Origin of the sequence: Brotomerdimonas butyrica (assembly GCF_025567305.1) — a bacterium.
Taxonomy (GTDB): Bacteria; Bacillota; Clostridia; order Peptostreptococcales; family Anaerovoracaceae; genus Lentihominibacter; species Lentihominibacter butyricus.
The window spans coordinates 142,543-159,585 of record NZ_JAOQJP010000002.1 but is presented as its reverse complement, the minus strand read 5'-3'; the positions used below and the strand labels follow the sequence as shown (position 1 = coordinate 159,585).

Below are 17,043 nucleotides of genomic sequence, written 5' to 3'. Positions count from 1 at the left end.
GGAGATTTGCAAATGATAACGTACGGACATGAAATACCTGTAAAGGAATACAATTCGATCAGAGAGTCGGTAGGATGGAAAGTGCTGAGGGAGGAGCAGGCTCAGAAAGGCCTCGACAGATCAGAGTTCCTGATAGCGGCTTACGATGGTGAAAAGGCGGTGGCGTCTGCGAGAGTCGTTGGCGACGGCGGATACATGCATCTTATCGCTGACGTGATGGTGCGACCTGAATATCAGGGGAGAGGCATAGGCGCTGAGATGCTGAAGGCGATAAGCGGCTGGTTTGAGGACCTCGCGTCTGACGGCAGATGTATACTGATAAACCTTATGGCGACGAAGGGGAATGAGCCGTTTTATGAAAAGTTCGGATTTGTGACGCGCCCTAACGACAGCATGGGAGCGGGAATGGTCCGGTGGATAAACGGGTGATCCATGTCGAAAGCTTTGTGGTTTCATGACTGTCGATCTTTAGCTCGGCTGGTACGGCGCTGTGCAGACATGATGACACGGCGGTATGATTTCGACAGATGCTGATTTATATGAACGGTTACGGGACGGATGTGCCGGCAAACGTGTTTTGCCGGTGCAGCGTCCCGTTTTTGCGCTGTGAGAGGGCGGCGGCCGGCTGTGGTTTCCTGTTCGATCCGCAGATACAGCGTGCGGTATCCCGGTGAAAACGCATCTCCGGACAATGCTTTAAACAGGTCTACGGGTTTGATAAAGCAGGAGCTGGAACGACAAAATAAGGCTGTGCAAAAAATTTTTTTAAAAAAATAATTTCTGTTTGAAAACGGCCTGAAAACTTTGTCCGGACGAAAAAGAAACACGGTATGACGTGTACGAGATGCGTGACTTATAAGCGTTGAAAATACAAGATTTTGCATAGCAAAAAAACACAAAAAACTTTCCTGAAAACTATTGCATAAATCAGGATAATGTTATATACTACAAAGGCTTGTGTAAGGCGATGAGGTGGGAAGTTACCTTGCTATAGGAGAATTTCCACTGAGAATTGTCCCCACGAAGATGGGGGCGGAGGGATTCGCTGATTTTTTGTTTTGTGTAAAACATAGGAAACACACGAAACCGTGTACGACGCAGGCGAAACCACTGTACACGCTCTGCGAACCGCCGGAACTTGCGGTTTTGAGTGCGGTTCGGAAGCAGAAAAATCAAGCTTAAAGAACCCCTTGTACGAGCATAGCGAAAACAGTACAAAAAATTTAGGAGGAAAGAAATGAGCGAATTACAGAAAATCAGAATCAAGCTTAAGGCTTATGATCACGCGCTTCTTGATCAGTCGGCAGCAAAGATCGTTGAGACTGCAAAGAAGACAGGTGCCGAAGTTTCAGGTCCTATCCCGCTTCCTACAGAGAAGGAAGTAGTTACGATCCTGAGAGCGGTCCATAAGTACAAGGATTCAAGAGAACAGTTCGAACAGAGAACTCACAAGAGACTGATCGACATCACAAGTGCGACAGCAAAGACTACAGATGCACTCACTAAGCTGGATCTGCCGTCAGGTGTCGACATCGAGATCAAGCTCTAACAGAAGAGCGGCAAAATCAAAAGCGAAGGGAACTCCCTTAGTATGACCGCAGAGCGGTCCGCTGTAAGAAACATTGTGCCGGTCGCCTGGGAAGGCGATGCGGACAAGAAGGAGGAAGAATAAACCATGAAAACAATTTTAGGCAAAAAGATGGGCATGACGCAGATCTTTACTGAGCATGGCGCGGTAGTACCTGTAACAGTTGTTGAAGCAGGTCCTATGACGGTTACACAGATCAAAACTGTTGAAACTGACGGATATGACGCAGTGCAGTTCGGTTTTGAAGATGCAAAGCCTCAGAGAGTGAACAAGCCGATGACTGGACATTTCGAAAAAGGCGGAGTGGCACCTAAGAAGCATCTGGCAGAGTTCAGACCTGAAGAGGGTGAAACTTATGAAGTCGGACAGCAGATCACAGTTGCAGACTTCGAAGTAGGCAAGAAGCTGGACGTGACAGGCACTTCAAAGGGTAAAGGTACTCAGGGTAACATCAAGAGACACGGACACCACAGAGGACCTATGAGCCACGGTTCAAAGCACAAGAGACTCGCAGGCGCGCTCGCTGCAGGTACTTACCCTTCAAGAGTCTTCAAGGGTAACGCAGGTCCGGGAAGAATGGGCCGTGAGACAGTTACTGTTCAGAACGTTGAACTGGTAAAAGTTATAGAAGAGAAGAACCTTATGCTGATAAAGGGTGCAGTTCCGGGAAATAAAGGCGGACTCGTTCGCATCCAGTATGCAGTAAAGGGTCAGGACAAATAGATGACTTCAGGAAGGAGGAAGTAAAATGTCAAAAGTGACAATGCTTAACATGGCAGGCCAGGAAGCCGGAGAACTCGAATTAAAAGATGAGATATTCGGTATCGAGCCAAACCAGAATGCAGTGCATGCAGTGATAAAAAACATTTTAGCTAACAGAAGACAGGGAACACAGTCTGCAAAGACCAGAGCTGAAGTCAGAGGAGGAGGCAGAAAACCTTTCAGACAGAAGGGAACAGGCCGCCACAGACAGGGAAGCTCAACGGACCCTTCACAGGTAGGAGGAGGTGTGGTATTCGCACCGAAGCCAAGGAGCTACAGATACACATTACCTAAGAAGCTCAGAAGACTGGCAATGCTGTCAGCGCTTTCTTCAAAAGCTGCAGAAAAAGAACTGATCGTTATCGACGAGATCAAGTTCGAGCAGCCTAAGACAAAAGAAATGGTAAAGATGCTTGAAAACATCAAAGCTGAAAAGAAAGCACTTATAGTAATGGCTGAGAAGGATGAAAACACTGTAAGATCCGCAGCCAACATCCCGGGAGTAAGAACAGCTCTGGTTACGACAATGAACGTATATGACATCATCAATCATACAAACTTCATCGTAACGAAAGAAGCTGTGAAGAAGATTGAGGAGGTGTACTCATAATGAAAACGCCTTACGATGTAATAATCAAGCCTGTTATTTCAGAAAAGAGTATGGAAGACGCACAGGTTAAGAAATACACATTCAAGGTTGCAACAGATGCAAACAAGACAGAAGTGAAGAAAGCAGTTGAAGAGATCTTCGGTGTGGAAGTTGCAAAAGTAAACATCATGAACGTTGTAGGAAAAGAAAAGAGAATGGGAAGATACGTTGGTATGACTGCCGCTAGCAAGAAGGCAATCGTAACCCTTACAGACAGCAGTAAGGAAATCGAATTCTTCCAGAGTCTGTAATACAGGAGGTAGATATAAATGGGAATCAAGAAATATAATCCGACCACTCCTGGTTTAAGAGGAATGACGGTTTCCACTTTCGAGGAAATCACTTGCACGACACCGGAAAAATCGCTTACAGTGACTCTCAAAAAGCATGCCGGAAGAAATGTAAGAGGTAAGATCACTGTAAGACACAGAGGCGGCGGATACAGACCTAAGTACAGAATAATCGACTTTAAGAGAAACAAAGACGGCATACCTGGTACGGTTGCCACTATTGAATACGACCCTAACAGATCGGCAAACATCGCTCTGATAAACTACGCAGACGGTGAAAAGAGATACATCATCGCACCTAACAAACTGACTGTAGGAACAGTTATCGAGTCAGGCGCAGATGCTGATATCAAGATCGGAAACGCACTTCCGCTTGCAAACATTCCTGTAGGTACTGTTATCCACAACGTGGAACTCAAGCCTGGAAAAGGCGGACAGATGGTAAGATCCGCAGGAAACGGCGCACAGCTCATGGCTAAGGAAGGAAACTTCGCACAGGTGAGACTGCCGTCCGGAGAAGTTAGAAAAGTAAGGATCGAGTGCAGAGCTACGATCGGAGAAGTTGGAAACATCGATCACCAGAACATCCAGATCGGTAAAGCAGGAAGAAAGAGACACATGGGTATCAGACCTACAGTAAGAGGTTCCGTAATGAACCCTAACGATCACCCTCACGGCGGTGGTGAAGGTAAGGCAGGAATCGGTAGAGTCAGCCCTGTTACACCTTGGGGTAAACCTGCACTTGGATATAAGACAAGAAAGAAAAAGAAAGATTCTAACAAATATATCGTAAAGGGTAGAAAAGAAAAATAAAAGGAAGGAGCAGAAATAATGGGCAGATCACTTAAAAAGGGTCCTTTCGTAAACGCTAAGCTGCTCAAAGCCATCGAAGAGATGAACGCGGCTAACGAAAAGAAAGTAATCAAAACATGGTCAAGACCATCAACAATATTCCCGCAGATGGTGGGACACACTATCGCAGTGCACGATGGAAGAAAACATGTTCCTGTATATATTACAGAAGACATGGTAGGTCACAGACTGGGAGAATTTGCTCCTACGAGAACCTACAGAGGTCACGCAGCTGACAAGAAGACAAACTAAGAAAGGGAGATAATTAAAAATGGAAGCAAAAGCAATTGCAAAATATGTAAGAATGTCTCCTATCAAACTTAAGCCAGTTACTGATCTGGTAAGAGGTAAAGATTTAAACGAGGCATTGAACATTTTAAAGTTCACTCCTGGCAAGGGAGCAGAAATAGTAGAAAAGGTTGTTAAGTCTGCTGCTGCCAATGCAGACGTAAAAGAGATGAATACTGACAATCTTTATGTCGCTGAAGTTTACGCTAACCAGGGACCGACTATGAAAAGATGGAGAGCTGGATCACAGGGTAGAGCATCGATAATCTTAAAGAGAAGCAGCCATGTGGGCGTTACTCTGAAGGAAAAGAATTAAGGATAGGAGGTTTCATTAGATGGGTCAGAAAGTAAGTCCTCATGGACTGAGAGTAGGCGTAATAAAAGATTGGGATTCAAAATGGTATGCAGATAAAAACAAATTCGCTGACTATCTCGTAGAAGACAACAAGGTGAGAGAATTTGTAAAGAAAAAGCTGTATTCTGCAGGAGTTTCCAAGGTTTTACTTGAAAGAGCAGCAGAGAACAAGCTTAAAGTGATCGTACTGACAGCTAAGCCTGGTATGGTTATCGGCAGATCAGGAACAGGAATCGACGAGCTCAAGGCAGAACTCGAAAAGATGACTGGCAAGACGATCATCATAGATATCAAAGAAGTAAGAAGAGCAGAACTTGACGCACAGCTCACAGCTGAAAGCATCGCACAGGCTCTCGAAAGAAGAGTTTCATTCAGAAGAGCTATGAAACAGGCTATCGGCAGAACGATGAAAGCCGGCGCAAAGGGTATCAAGGTGCTTGCATCAGGAAGACTCGGCGGAGCTGAAATCGCAAGATCAGAAAAGTACAGCGAAGGTAACGTACCTCTTCACACACTCAGAGCTGATATCGACTATGGATTCGCAGAAGCTGATACGACTTACGGCAAACTGGGCGTTAAAGTCTGGATAAACCATGGCGAGATCCTCGACAAAGGTCTCAAGAACCCTGTTCCTGAAGAAAAGGAAGGCAGAAGAGACGGCAAGAAGAAGGGTGACAGAAGACCGAGAAGAGACGGAGACAGAAGACCGAGAAGAGACGACAGAAGAGACAGGAACGAAATACCTAAGGCAGTAAACCAGAGAGTGAGAAAGCCTAAGGCAGAACCTGTTCAGGAAGCACAAGTTGAAGAAGCACAGACTACTGCAGAAGCACCTGCTGAAGCAGCAGCTGAAGAATAGACGATAGTGAAAGGAGGACAGCGTCATGTTAATGCCAAAGCGCGTTAAACGCAGAAGAGTCCACAGAGGCAGAATGAAAGGTAAGGCTACAAAAGGCAACACTGTGACATACGGTGATTATGGTCTTACTGCAACAGAATGTGGATGGATAACTTCAAACCAGATTGAAGCAGCCAGAATAGCTATGACCAGATCTGTTAAGAGAGGTGGTAAGGTTTATATCAAAATCTTCCCTCACAAGCCGGTAACTAAGAAACCTGCTGAAGTACGAATGGGTTCCGGTAAAGGTGCTCCTGAGTACTGGGTAGCAGTAGTAAAACCGGGCAGAGTAATGTTTGAGATAGAAGGTGTTACAGAAGCCCAGGCAAGAGAAGCGATGAGACTTGCGGCTCACAAATTGCCAGTCAAGTGTAAATTTGCCATCAGTGAAAAGATCGCAGAAAAGGGTGGTGAAGCATAATGGAATTAAAGAAAATGAGAGAAATGTCAGAAGCAGAACTGAATGCGGAATTACTGAAGATGAAAAAAGATCTTTTCAACCTCAGATTCCAGCACGTTACAGGACAGCTTGAAAACCCTATAAAGATGCGTGAGACAAAGAGAGATATCGCAAGGGTTAAAACCATTATAAGAGAAAAAGAACTCGCAAAGGTTCAAGGCTAACGGAAAGGAGGATGTATTATGGCAGTTGAAAGAAACAGAAGAAAGACAAGAGTCGGCATAGTTGTAAGCGACAAAATGGATAAGACAATTGTCGTAGCAGTTGAAGACTTCGTAAGACATTCCCTTTACGGAAAGGCTGTAAAGAGAACTAAGAAGATCAAGGCTCACGACGAAAACAATGAATGCCAGATCGGCGATAAAGTTAGAATTATGGAAACAAGACCTCTCTCAAAAGACAAGAGATGGAGACTTGTGAATGTTGTTGAGAAAGTTAAGTAAGGAGGCGCCTAACAATGATTCAGACTGAAACAAGATTAAAGGTTGCTGACAACTCCGGAGCTAAAGAACTTTTATGCATACGTATACTGGGAGGCACAAGCCGTCAGTATGCAAACATCGGCGATGTTATCGTTTGTGCGGTAAAAGATGCAGCGCCTGGCGGAGTAGTAAAAAAAGGTGATGTAGTCAGAGCCGTTGTTGTAAGAACGAAGCATGGTGCCAGAAGAGCAGACGGCAGCTATGTAAAGTTTGACCAGAATGCAGCAGTAGTTATTAAGGATGATTTACAACCGGTTGGAACCCGTATCTTCGGACCTGTAGCAAGAGAACTGAGAGATAAGGGATTCATGAAGATAGTGTCCCTGGCACCGGAAGTATTATAGGAGGTGTACGAGATGCGAATTAAGAAAGATGACACAGTAATAGTACTTGCCGGAAAAGACAAAGGAAAAACCGGAAAAGTATTAAAGGCTTTCCCTAAGAAGGGCAGAGTTATAGTAGAAGGTGTTAACGTTCAGACAAAACATCAGAAGCAGACTCAGAAGGAAGCTGCTGAGATCAAGCATCAGGAAGGTCCTATCGATGTTTCTAACGTTATGTACTATGACACAAAGGCAAAACAGCCGAGCAGAATCGGTTACAAAGTAGAAGACGGCAAGAAGGTCAGAGTAGCTAAGAAGACCGGCGCCGTAATAGACTAGGAAAGGAGGAGACGGTTTTGGCAAGATTAAGAGAATCTTATAAAAAAGACGTGTTCCCTGCACTGATGGAACAGTTCAAATATGACAATGTGATGCAGGTACCTAAGCTTGAAAAGGTCACTATCAACATGGGACTTGGCGAAGCAAAGGAAAACGCTAAGATACTGGAAAGCGCAGTTGAGGAAATCGGCCTGATCGCTGGACAGAGACCTGTCGTTACAAGAGCAAGAAAATCAATCGCAAACTTCAAAGTTAGACAGGGCATGCCTGTTGGAGCCAAGGTAACTTTAAGAGGCGATAACATGTACGAATTTATCGATAAGCTTTTCAACATCGCTCTTCCGAGAGTAAGAGACTTCAAGGGCGTGAGCAAGAACTCGTTTGACGGTAGAGGAAACTACTCGATGGGTATCAAGGAACAGCTCATATTCCCTGAAATCAACTACGACAAGGTTGACACGATCAAGGGCATGAACATCGTATTCACTACAACGGCTAACACTGACGAAGAAGCAGCAGCACTGCTCGCAGGACTTGGTCTGCCGTTTGAGAAATAAGAAATTATAATTTACAGCAGTGTCTGAGCCGGCAGATTTCAAGGAGATCTGCTGAGCCACACTCGAAATTATAAAGGAGGAAGAAATGGCAAAAACTTCATTAAAAGTGAAGCAGCAGAGAAAACCTAAGTTTTCTACACGTGCATATACAAGATGCAGAATATGCGGAAGACCTCATTCAGTACTGAGAAAGTATGGAATTTGCCGTATCTGCTTCAGAGAGCTTGCTTACAAAGGTGAAATCCCTGGCGTAAAGAAAGCTTCATGGTAGGATATACCATCTAGTGCGTGATATATAAATCAAGTTAAAACTACTATCCATCAAGCGGGACTGCATTCATGCGAAAGCTTCGGGTGCAAGCCGAACTAATGGAGGAAGGAGAACAAGACACAATGACAATGACAGATCCTATTGCAGATATGCTGACAAGAATCAGAAATGCAAATACTGCAGGTCATAAGACAGTTGATATCCCTGCTTCAAAGATGAAAAAATCGATCGCAGGGATCCTTAAGGAAGAGGGCTATATCGAAGATTTCAAAGTAACAGATGACAACAAGCAGGGCGTTATCACAGTTACTATGAAGTATGGTCCTGATAAAGAAAGAGTAATAAGCGGAATCAGAAAGATTTCAAAGCCGGGTCTCAAGTCATATGCTAAGGCTAATGAAATTCCAAGAGTTTTAGGCGGACTGGGAATCGCAGTTATCTCCACATCAAAGGGAGTAATCAGCGACAAGGAAGCAAGAAAGCTCGGAATCGGCGGCGAAGTAATTTGTTATGTATGGTAGGAGGATATAAAAATGTCAAGAATAGGTAAAAAACCGATCGCTCTTCCTGCCGGTGTTGAGGTCAAAGTTGGCGACAAGAACGTCGTAACAGTAAAAGGCCCTAAAGGCGAATTGCAGGAAAAGCTCAGCAGCTTATTAAATATAGAAGTAAAAGACAACGTGGTAACTGTATCGAGAGATGGTGACGATGCTGCAAAGAGAGCACAGCACGGTCTCGCAAGAACACTTATAAACAACATGGTTGTCGGTGTTACTGAAGGTTACGAAAAGAAGCTTCAGCTGGTAGGCGTTGGTTACAAGGCAGAGAAAAAAGGCAGCAAGCTGGTTATGAACCTCGGATATTCACATCCTGTAGAGATGGAAGATCCGGATGGAATAACTACAGAGACACCTGACGCTACAACAGTTGTTGTTAAAGGTATAGACAAGGCATTGGTCGGCAATTATGCTGCGAATATCAGATCGTGGAGAATACCTGAACCTTACAAGGCTAAGGGTATCAGATACGAAGGTGAATATATCCGCAGAAAAGAAGGTAAGACCGGGGCTTCATCATAAAGAAAGGAGTAAAATAAAATGGCTAAAGAAAGCAGAAATGATAAGCGTGTCGCCAGACATCAGAGAATTAGAAAAAACGTTTATGGAACTCCTGAGAAGCCTAGACTTTGCGTTTTCAGAAGTAGTAAGAATATTTCCGTTCAGGTTATCGACGATGTAAACGGAGTTACACTTGCTTCAGCTTCGACTGTAGACAAGGAATTAAAGTCACAGATCGCATATGGCGGTAACAAAGAAGCTGCCAAGGCAGTGGGAGAAGCTATTGCTAAGAGAGCACTTGCAAAAGGTATCGAAGAAGTTACCTTTGACAGAGGCGGATTCCTTTATCACGGAAGAGTTAAGGAACTTGCTGACGGCGCTCGTGAAGCAGGTTTGAAATTCTAACAGGAGGTAAGTTGAATGCGTAATACTATAGATGTATCAAAGCTTGACTTAAACGAAACTATTGTAAGCATTAGACGTGTTGCCAAGACCGTTAAGGGCGGAAGAAACATGAGATTCAGTGTTACAGTAGTTGTCGGTGACGGGGATGGACATGTAGGTGTCGGCCTCGGCAAGGCTCAGGAAATTCCTGAAGCTGTAAGAAAAGCTACAGAAGATGCTAAGAAAAATATAATAACTGTTCCGACTGTAGGAACAACGATCCCTCACAGAAATCTGGGCGTGTTCGGCGCAGGAAGAGTTCTTCTTATGCCGGCTGCACAGGGTACTGGAGTTATCGCCGGTTCATCAGTTCGTACTGTACTGGAAGCTGCAGGTATCAAGGATATCAGAGCTAAGTCCATCGGATCGAACAACACTGGTAACATGGCGTACGCAACTATCGAAGGTCTCAGGAACCTTACAACTGTAGAAGAAGTTGCAAGAAAAAGAGGGAAGACGAAGGAAGAAATCTTAGGATAAGGAGGAAGAAACAATGGCAAAGATGATAAAAGTCACATTGACAAAAAGTGTTATTGGCGCTTCCCCTAAACAGAAAAAGGTTGTAGAAGCGTTAGGACTCAAGAAGATGCACCAATCAGTTGAACTTGTTGACTCTCCGGTAACAAGAGGAGCGGTAAACAAGGTATCGCATCTTTTGACTGTAGAAGAACTATAGGATAGGAGGTGCGAAAGATGAAACTTCACGAATTAAGAGCTGTTCCGGGTGCAACTAAGGCACCTAAGAGAAAAGGTCGCGGTACAGCCAGCGGACAGGGTACTACTGCCGGCAGAGGTATGAACGGACAGAAGTCCAGAAGCGGCGGCAAAATAAGACCGGGATTTGAAGGCGGACAGATGCCGCTGTACAGACGAATCCCTAAGAGAGGATTCACTAATATCTGGGGAACAGAATATACCGTACTCAACGTTGCTGACCTCAACAGATTCGAAGCAGGTACAGAGGTAACTCCTGAGCTGCTCAAGGAAGCTGGTGTTGTAAAGCAGGTAAAAGACGGAATCAAGATCTTAGGTAACGGAACTCTTGAGAAAAACATCACAGTTAAAGCTCATAAGTTCAGCAAGACTGCAGTAGAAAAAATCGAAGCTGCCGGAGGAAAGGCAGAGGTGATCTAATGGAGATGATCAGAACAGTTGCAAAAGCTTGGAACATTCCTGATATCAGGAAAAAAATCATCTTTACGCTTGTTATGCTCCTGATTTTCAGAATCGGATCTCAGATCCCCGTACCGGGAATCGACAGAGACATTCTGGCACAGACATTTGACAGCGGAACAGGACTTTTTGCTCTGTTCAATCTGTTCTCCGGAGGCGCGTTCAGTAACTTTACTATATTCGCACTGAGTATCACACCGTACATCACGGCATCGATCATACTCCAGCTCCTGACGATCGCGGTACCTTCACTTGAAAGACTGGCGAAGGAAGGAACTGAGGGAAGAAAGAAGATCGCACAGTATACCAGATATATGACAGTAATACTTGCGATAATACAGGCGATAGGCGTATCTGTCGGTCTTTTCAGACAGGCGCTTATCAGCACATCTTTCTTTGATGTAGCTGTCATCGTACTGGTACTCACAGCAGGAACGGCATTCCTGATGTGGCTGGGCGAACAGATCAACGAATATGGTATCGGAAATGGTATTTCGCTCATAATCTTCGCGGGAATAGTATCCCGACTGCCATCCGCAGTTCAGGAGATTTGGACGAAACTCCAGGACGGCAGCATGAGTATAGTTACACTGATTATTTTCCTGATCTTCTGTGTACTCGTAATAGTAGGTATCATAGAAGTGCAGCAGGGCCAGAGAAGGATTCCTGTGCAGTATGCGAAGAGAGTTGTCGGAAGGAAGATGTACGGCGGTCAGGCTACACATATTCCACTCAAGGTGAATCAGGCAGGAGTTATCCCTGTAATATTCGCAATGTCATTCCTGCAGTTCCCGCTGACCATAACGTACTTTATGGATAATCAAAGCAGTGCCGCTGCCTGGATAGAAAAATGGCTTTCGCCTACTGGAACGCCGGGCGTATGGGTATATGCAGCATTCAATATAGTGCTGATAATATTCTTCACTTACTTCTATACATCAGTAACTTTCAATCCTGTGGAAGTTGCACAGAATATGAAGGCAAACGGAGGATTTATCCCTGGCATCAGACCTGGAAAGGCTACTATTGAATATCTAAACAGAGTTATGACAAGAATTACCTTTGTAGGAGCACTGTTCCTGGCAGCCGTTGCGATACTGCCTACAGTAGTGAGCCAGCTCGGAGGTCTCAACTTCCACTTTGGCGGAACATCACTTCTGATCGCGGTAGGTGTGGCGCTTGATACGATGAAACAGCTGGAACAGCAGATGGTAATGAGAAATTATCAGGGCTTCCTTAAATAAAGGAGAACCGGTTTCGCAAAGCAAAAAGCACGAACCTTAAGGAGGTTAAGCTATGAATTTAATATTACTGGGCCCTCCGGGAGCAGGAAAGGGCACTCAGGCTGCTAAAATAATAGAAAAATACGATATCCCTCATATTTCGACTGGCGACATTTTCAGAGCCAACATCAAAGAAGGCACTGAGCTTGGTAAAAAAGCACAGGAGTATATGAACAAGGGTGAACTGGTTCCAGATGAACTGGTTGTAGAGATAGCAACAGACAGACTCAAGGCTGATGACTGCAAGAACGGATTCCTTCTTGACGGATTCCCTAGAACTGTTTTCCAGGCAGAAAAACTGGATGAGTTCCTGGCAGCACAGGGCAAGAAAGTCGATCACGTTCTCGATATCGATGTAGATAAAGACGAACTGATGGTAAGACTTACAGGCAGAAGAGTCTGCAAGACATGCGGCGCATCGTTCCACATCGTAAACATACCGCCTAAAGTAGAAGGCATATGTGACGAATGCGGAGCAGCCCTGATTCAGAGAGCTGATGACAATGCAGAGACAGCAGCTAACAGAATCGAAGTATACAATAAAGAAACAAAGCCGCTCATAGATTACTATGAAAAAGCCGGCAACATCGCTCACCTTGACGGAACGATAGGACTTGAAAATGTATTCAATGCTATTGTAGAGGTATTAGGTGAATAGGTATGATCATTATTAAATCAGATCAGGAAGTAGATTTAATGAGAGAATCGGGCAAGGTGACAGGGTTCATCCTCAAAGAGCTTGAAAACTTCATCAAGCCCGGTATATCTACCGCTGACATAAACAGATTTGTTGAAGACACCATAAGAAAAAACGGGATGATCCCTACTTTCAAAGGCTACTGCGGATTCCCCGCAAGCGCCTGTGTATCGATCAATGAAGAAGTTGTTCACGGTATTCCGGACAAGAAGAGGATCCTCAAAGAAGGCGACATCGTCAGTGTGGACGTCGGTTCCACATACAAAGGGTATGTGAGCGATGCGGCAAGGACTTATCCGGTAGGAAAGGTAAGCGACATTGCTCAGAAGCTGATGGATGCGACAAGAGACAGCTTCTTTGCAGGACTCGAATTCTGCAAGGTAGGCTACAGACTGTCGGATATATCACATGCCATACAGGTCAAGGCAGAGAGCGAAGGCTTCTCGGTAATAAGAGACTTCGTCGGACATGGAGTCGGACAGGAGATGCATGAGGAACCGCAGATCCCTAATTACGGAAAAGCGGGAAGAGGTCCCAGACTTGCAAAGGGAATGGTTTTCGCCATTGAACCTATGATCTGCGAAGGCGGATACGATGTCAGGACTCTTTCGAATGACTGGACTGTAGTTACCCTGGACGGTAAATTATCAGCTCATTACGAGAATACTGTGGTTATAACTGATGGTGAGCCCGAGCTCTTGACTCTGGCTGACTAAAAGCGAGGTGTTGATTAATGGCAAAGAAAGATGTCATAGAAGCGGAAGGCAAGGTAATAGAAGCACAGCCTAACGCAATGTTCATAGTAGAACTTGAGACCGGGCATAAAGTGCTGGCGCATGTTTCCGGTAAAATAAGAACCAATTACATCAGAATTATCCCGGGGGATAAGGTAAAGGTAGAATTATCACCGTATGATCTTACCAGAGGCAGGATCACATGGAGAGGCAAAGCGTAGATTCCATATCGTCAATCTGCGCGCTAAATCCCGCAGCTGTTTTGTGCCGGGTCACAGATCCGGGAAAGCGCTGCATGAGACCTCGCCAGAAATCATGATTTCGAGAGCAGGTTTCAAGATTTAAGCAGATCATAAAGGAGGATTAAAATGAAAGTCAGAGCTTCCGTAAAGCCTATCTGCGAAAAGTGCAAGGTAATCAAAAGAAAAGGAAAAGTTATGGTTATCTGCGAAAATCCTAAACACAAGCAGAGACAGGGCTAAAGCTGAAAATGTTTTGTTCCGGTGACTGTCCTCGCTTCTCGCAGGCAGACGCATCGTCTGCTCGAAGCTGTGGAGGTCATCTTCACAAAATATTTCACACAAATCATTTCAGCCGGCCGGTCCGGTAAAAAGGGCAGGGCAGCTGACTAATTATTATGGTTATATTGCTGACGGAATGATACCCGAAGCATATAAATCGATATAACACAAAGAACATCCCGTTTATATTACGACCCACCAGTATTGGTAATGGCGTGGATACGTGACGGAAGATGGGAATAGGAGGAAAATATGGCTCGTATAGCCGGTGTAGACTTACCAAATGAAAAAAGAATCGAAGCTGGTCTCACTTATATCTATGGTATAGGCTGGACTACTTCAAGAAAGATTTTAGAGAAGACCGGAATCAATCCTGACACAAGAGTCAAGGATCTCACAGAGGAAGAAGCCGGTAAAATCAGAAAGGTCATCGAATCAGACTACATGGTAGAAGGTGACCTCAGAAGAGATGTCAACATGAACATCAAGAGACTGATGGAAATCGGATGCTACAGAGGAATCAGACACAGAAGAGGTCTTCCAGTAAGAGGACAGAAGACTAAGACAAACGCCAGAACCAGAAAAGGTCCTAAGAAGACTGTAGGAAGAAAGAAGAAGTAAAGGAGGTAGAACGATATGGCTAAAGCTGTGAAGAAGGCAGTTAGAAAAAAGAGAAAAGAACGTAAGAATGTTGAAAAAGGCCAGGCACATATTCAGGCTACCTTTAACAATACATTAGTAACCCTGACAGATATGGCAGGAAATGCCCTTTCATGGTCAAGTGCAGGCTCACTGGGCTTTAAGGGATCAAGAAAGTCAACTCCGTTTGCTGCACAGTCAGCTGCAGAAGAAGCTGCAAAGGGTGCAATGGAGCACGGTCTTAAGACAGTTGAAGTTTATGTAAAGGGTCCTGGATCCGGCAGAGAAGCTGCCATCAGAGCACTTCAGACTGCAGGTCTTGAAATCACTATGATCAAGGATATCACACCGATACCACACAACGGATGCAGACCACCTAAGCGTAGAAGAGTCTAATTGAAGGGAGGAAACTAATATGTCAGTAAACAGAGATCCTATTTTGAAGAGATGCAGATCCCTTCAGATCGATCCTAGCCACTTAGGTATTTTTAAGGAATCAAAGAGAGCTCCTCAGAGAAGCATGAAGAAGATGAGCGAATACGGCTTACAGCTTCGTGAAAAGCAGAGAGCAAAGTTCATCTATGGAGTTCAGGAAAAGCAGTTCCGCAACACATTTGAAAAAGCAGCAAAGAAAAAGGGTATCACTGGTGAAAACCTTTTGATCATGCTTGAAAAGAGATTAGACAACGTAGTTTACAGAATGGGACTTTCGACTACGAGAAGAGAAGCTAGACAGCTGGTTGTACACAGCCACTTCCTCGTAAACGGCAAAAAGGTAAACATTCCTTCATATCAGGTTAAGCCTGGAGATGTTATCAAGGTAAAGGAAAAGAGCGTAAGCTCACCTAAATTCCAGGAGATAAAAGACATGACAGTAGGTCTCCCTGAGTGGCTGACTGTTGACAGAGAAAAGCTTGAAGGAAAAGTAGTAGCAGATCCTACAAGAGAACAAATCGATACACCGATCGCTGAGCACTTAATCGTCGAATTGTATTCCAAATAGTCCATTTACTGATCGCTACAGTTTTGGAATGAAAAGGAGGGTTTTGAGTGATAGAAATCGAAAAACCAACAATCGAATGTATTTTTTCAGACGAAGACGCCAATTACGGAAAATTCGTTGTAGAGCCTCTTGAAAGAGGATACGGCACGACCCTTGGAAACAGCCTGAGAAGGATACTTCTCAGTTCGCTTCCCGGTGTTGCGGTGACATCTGTAAAGATCGACGGTATCCTTCATGAGTTTTCTACGATCCCGGGTGTAAAGGAAGATGTTACAGAGATCATCCTAAACCTTAAAAAGCTTGCGATAAAGCTCAACGGAGAGAATACAAAAAGAGTGCTTATCAACTCGATAGGCCCTAAAGAAGTGACTGCAGCAGATATCTTAGGAGATTCTGATGTAGAGATCTTCAATCCGGATCTTCATATAGCAACTCTCGAAGAGAACGCTACTCTGATCATGGAGATCAATCTTGCAAGGGGCAGAGGATATGTTCCTGCGGATATGAACAAGGATGAAAACACGCCGATATCAGTTATCCCTACAGACTCGATATACACACCTGTAAGGAAAGTAAACTTTACAGTCCAGAATACGAGAGTAGGACAGGTAACTGACTATGACAAGCTCATCCTTGAAATCTGGACAGACGGATCGATAACTCCGAGCGAAGGAGTATCTATAGGCGCTAAGATCATGCAGGAGCATCTGAACCTGTTTGTAGAGCTTACAGATTCGACCGAGAACATGGAAATCATGGTTGAAAAGGAAGAAAACCAGAAAGAAAAGGCACTCGAGATGACTATTGAGGAACTTGAGCTTTCAGTTCGTTCTTTCAACTGCCTCAAGAGAGCTGCGATAAACACTGTTGAGGAACTTACTCACAGAAGTGAGGAAGACATGATGAAGGTAAGGAACCTGGGTAAAAAGTCATTAGATGAAGTTAAGCACAAGCTTGAAGAGTTAGATTTAAGTCTCAGGCAGAGTGACGAATAGTAAAAATAATCATAGGAGGATGCAGTGATGCCAGGATATAGAAAATTAGGCAGATCTTCAGCTCATAGAAAAGCTATGCTGAGAAATCTGGTTACAGATCTTCTCAGAGAAGGCAGAATCACAACTACTGACACTAGAGCTAAAGAAGCCAGAAGACAGGCAGAAAAAATGATAACACTTGCAAAGCGCGGAGATCTTCACGCAAGAAGACAGGTGCTTGCATATGTATATGATGAATCTGTTGTAACTAAATTATTTGATGAGATCGCACCTAAGTACGAAGACAGACAGGGCGGTTACACAAGGATTCTCAAGTTAGGACCAAGGAAAGGCGACAACGCTGAACTGGTATTCCTTGAATTAGTTTAGTAATCAGTTAAAA

At 44.4% G+C, this 17,043-nt stretch carries 31 protein-coding genes and 1 pseudogene; all 32 read left to right on the top strand.

Annotated elements, in window-relative coordinates; translation table 11 throughout:
- Positions 1–12: 12 nt before the first annotated feature.
- Complete coding sequence (locus OCV59_RS02090) at positions 13–429, top strand: GNAT family N-acetyltransferase (RefSeq protein ID WP_147592676.1); 417 nt, start codon at positions 13–15, stop codon at positions 427–429.
- Positions 430–1,237: 808 nt separating this feature from the next.
- Positions 1,238–1,549 (top strand): 30S ribosomal protein S10, encoded by a 312-nt coding sequence (gene rpsJ, locus OCV59_RS02085; RefSeq protein ID WP_147592674.1) that lies wholly within the window; start codon positions 1,238–1,240, stop codon positions 1,547–1,549.
- 126 nt (positions 1,550–1,675) lie between these two features.
- Positions 1,676–2,311, top strand: coding sequence for a 50S ribosomal protein L3 (gene rplC / locus OCV59_RS02080; protein WP_147592672.1), 636 nt, complete (start codon positions 1,676–1,678; stop codon positions 2,309–2,311).
- Between the two features lie 25 nt (positions 2,312–2,336).
- Positions 2,337–2,960: a 50S ribosomal protein L4 gene (gene rplD, locus OCV59_RS02075; RefSeq protein WP_147592670.1), complete on the top strand. Its 624-nt coding sequence runs from the start codon at positions 2,337–2,339 to the stop codon at positions 2,958–2,960.
- Positions 2,960–3,250, top strand: coding sequence for a 50S ribosomal protein L23 (rplW, locus tag OCV59_RS02070; RefSeq protein ID WP_147592669.1), 291 nt, complete (start codon positions 2,960–2,962; stop codon positions 3,248–3,250). The genes rplD and rplW overlap by 1 nt, the downstream gene beginning before the upstream one ends.
- 18 nt (positions 3,251–3,268) lie before the next feature.
- Positions 3,269–4,102 (top strand): 50S ribosomal protein L2, encoded by an 834-nt coding sequence (rplB, locus tag OCV59_RS02065; RefSeq protein WP_147592668.1) that lies wholly within the window; start codon positions 3,269–3,271, stop codon positions 4,100–4,102.
- An 18-nt stretch (positions 4,103–4,120) separates the two neighbouring features.
- Positions 4,121–4,393, top strand: coding sequence for a 30S ribosomal protein S19 (gene rpsS, locus OCV59_RS02060; protein WP_147592667.1), 273 nt, complete (start codon positions 4,121–4,123; stop codon positions 4,391–4,393).
- A 19-nt stretch (positions 4,394–4,412) separates the two neighbouring features.
- Positions 4,413–4,745: a 50S ribosomal protein L22 gene (gene rplV / locus OCV59_RS02055; RefSeq protein WP_147592666.1), complete on the top strand. Its 333-nt coding sequence runs from the start codon at positions 4,413–4,415 to the stop codon at positions 4,743–4,745.
- A 19-nt stretch (positions 4,746–4,764) separates the two neighbouring features.
- A pseudogene (gene rpsC / locus OCV59_RS02050) lies at positions 4,765–5,391 on the top strand (30S ribosomal protein S3); the annotation flags it as partial.
- A gap of 277 nt (positions 5,392–5,668) precedes the next feature.
- The gene (gene rplP / locus OCV59_RS02045; protein WP_147592664.1) at positions 5,669–6,103 is read left to right on the top strand and encodes a 50S ribosomal protein L16; all 435 of its coding nucleotides are present in this window, start codon (positions 5,669–5,671) and stop codon (positions 6,101–6,103) included.
- The gene (rpmC, locus tag OCV59_RS02040) at positions 6,103–6,306 is read left to right on the top strand and encodes a 50S ribosomal protein L29 (protein WP_147592663.1); all 204 of its coding nucleotides are present in this window, start codon (positions 6,103–6,105) and stop codon (positions 6,304–6,306) included. Before rplP ends, rpmC begins: the two co-directional genes overlap by 1 nt.
- Before the next feature lie 18 nt (positions 6,307–6,324).
- The gene (gene rpsQ / locus OCV59_RS02035; protein ID WP_147592662.1) at positions 6,325–6,585 is read left to right on the top strand and encodes a 30S ribosomal protein S17; all 261 of its coding nucleotides are present in this window, start codon (positions 6,325–6,327) and stop codon (positions 6,583–6,585) included.
- A gap of 14 nt (positions 6,586–6,599) precedes the next feature.
- A complete protein-coding gene (gene rplN, locus OCV59_RS02030) occupies positions 6,600–6,968 on the top strand; it encodes a 50S ribosomal protein L14 (RefSeq protein WP_147592661.1) in 369 nt (122 codons plus the stop codon).
- Between the two features lie 12 nt (positions 6,969–6,980).
- A complete protein-coding gene (gene rplX / locus OCV59_RS02025; protein WP_147592660.1) occupies positions 6,981–7,286 on the top strand; it encodes a 50S ribosomal protein L24 in 306 nt (101 codons plus the stop codon).
- Between the two features lie 17 nt (positions 7,287–7,303).
- Positions 7,304–7,843, top strand: a complete 540-nt coding sequence (rplE, locus tag OCV59_RS02020) for a 50S ribosomal protein L5 (RefSeq protein WP_147592659.1) — start codon at positions 7,304–7,306, stop codon at positions 7,841–7,843.
- A gap of 85 nt (positions 7,844–7,928) precedes the next feature.
- A complete protein-coding gene (locus OCV59_RS02015; protein WP_147592658.1) occupies positions 7,929–8,114 on the top strand; it encodes a type Z 30S ribosomal protein S14 in 186 nt (61 codons plus the stop codon).
- Positions 8,115–8,236: 122 nt separating this feature from the next.
- Positions 8,237–8,635, top strand: coding sequence for a 30S ribosomal protein S8 (rpsH, locus tag OCV59_RS02010; protein WP_147592657.1), 399 nt, complete (start codon positions 8,237–8,239; stop codon positions 8,633–8,635).
- A gap of 12 nt (positions 8,636–8,647) precedes the next feature.
- A complete protein-coding gene (rplF, locus tag OCV59_RS02005; RefSeq protein WP_147592656.1) occupies positions 8,648–9,193 on the top strand; it encodes a 50S ribosomal protein L6 in 546 nt (181 codons plus the stop codon).
- An 18-nt stretch (positions 9,194–9,211) separates the two neighbouring features.
- Complete coding sequence (rplR, locus tag OCV59_RS02000; RefSeq protein WP_147592655.1) at positions 9,212–9,577, top strand: 50S ribosomal protein L18; 366 nt, start codon at positions 9,212–9,214, stop codon at positions 9,575–9,577.
- Positions 9,578–9,592: 15 nt separating this feature from the next.
- Positions 9,593–10,096 carry a 30S ribosomal protein S5 gene (gene rpsE, locus OCV59_RS01995; protein ID WP_147592654.1) on the top strand — a complete coding sequence of 168 codons (504 nt, stop codon included), beginning with the start codon at positions 9,593–9,595 and terminating at the stop codon, positions 10,094–10,096.
- 13 nt (positions 10,097–10,109) lie between these two features.
- Entirely contained in the window at positions 10,110–10,292 is a 183-nt protein-coding gene (gene rpmD / locus OCV59_RS01990; RefSeq protein ID WP_147592653.1) for a 50S ribosomal protein L30, read from the top strand.
- Between the two features lie 17 nt (positions 10,293–10,309).
- Complete coding sequence (rplO, locus tag OCV59_RS01985; protein ID WP_147592652.1) at positions 10,310–10,750, top strand: 50S ribosomal protein L15; 441 nt, start codon at positions 10,310–10,312, stop codon at positions 10,748–10,750.
- Positions 10,751–10,755: 5 nt separating this feature from the next.
- A complete protein-coding gene (gene secY / locus OCV59_RS01980) occupies positions 10,756–12,033 on the top strand; it encodes a preprotein translocase subunit SecY (RefSeq protein WP_147592945.1) in 1,278 nt (425 codons plus the stop codon).
- A gap of 52 nt (positions 12,034–12,085) precedes the next feature.
- Entirely contained in the window at positions 12,086–12,730 is a 645-nt protein-coding gene (locus OCV59_RS01975; RefSeq protein WP_147592651.1) for an adenylate kinase, read from the top strand.
- Positions 12,731–12,732: 2 nt separating this feature from the next.
- The gene (gene map / locus OCV59_RS01970; RefSeq protein WP_147592650.1) at positions 12,733–13,485 is read left to right on the top strand and encodes a type I methionyl aminopeptidase; all 753 of its coding nucleotides are present in this window, start codon (positions 12,733–12,735) and stop codon (positions 13,483–13,485) included.
- Between the two features lie 17 nt (positions 13,486–13,502).
- Positions 13,503–13,724: a translation initiation factor IF-1 gene (gene infA, locus OCV59_RS01965; protein ID WP_147592649.1), complete on the top strand. Its 222-nt coding sequence runs from the start codon at positions 13,503–13,505 to the stop codon at positions 13,722–13,724.
- Positions 13,725–13,871: 147 nt separating this feature from the next.
- Positions 13,872–13,985: a 50S ribosomal protein L36 gene (gene rpmJ, locus OCV59_RS01960; protein WP_147592648.1), complete on the top strand. Its 114-nt coding sequence runs from the start codon at positions 13,872–13,874 to the stop codon at positions 13,983–13,985.
- A 291-nt stretch (positions 13,986–14,276) separates the two neighbouring features.
- The gene (gene rpsM, locus OCV59_RS01955) at positions 14,277–14,645 is read left to right on the top strand and encodes a 30S ribosomal protein S13 (RefSeq protein WP_147592647.1); all 369 of its coding nucleotides are present in this window, start codon (positions 14,277–14,279) and stop codon (positions 14,643–14,645) included.
- A 15-nt stretch (positions 14,646–14,660) separates the two neighbouring features.
- Complete coding sequence (gene rpsK, locus OCV59_RS01950; protein ID WP_147592646.1) at positions 14,661–15,059, top strand: 30S ribosomal protein S11; 399 nt, start codon at positions 14,661–14,663, stop codon at positions 15,057–15,059.
- Between the two features lie 19 nt (positions 15,060–15,078).
- The gene (gene rpsD / locus OCV59_RS01945) at positions 15,079–15,666 is read left to right on the top strand and encodes a 30S ribosomal protein S4 (RefSeq protein ID WP_147592645.1); all 588 of its coding nucleotides are present in this window, start codon (positions 15,079–15,081) and stop codon (positions 15,664–15,666) included.
- Positions 15,667–15,713: 47 nt separating this feature from the next.
- Positions 15,714–16,661, top strand: coding sequence for a DNA-directed RNA polymerase subunit alpha (locus OCV59_RS01940; protein ID WP_147592644.1), 948 nt, complete (start codon positions 15,714–15,716; stop codon positions 16,659–16,661).
- 27 nt (positions 16,662–16,688) lie between these two features.
- A complete protein-coding gene (rplQ, locus tag OCV59_RS01935; protein ID WP_147592643.1) occupies positions 16,689–17,030 on the top strand; it encodes a 50S ribosomal protein L17 in 342 nt (113 codons plus the stop codon).
- The last annotated feature ends 13 nt before the right edge of the window (positions 17,031–17,043 follow it).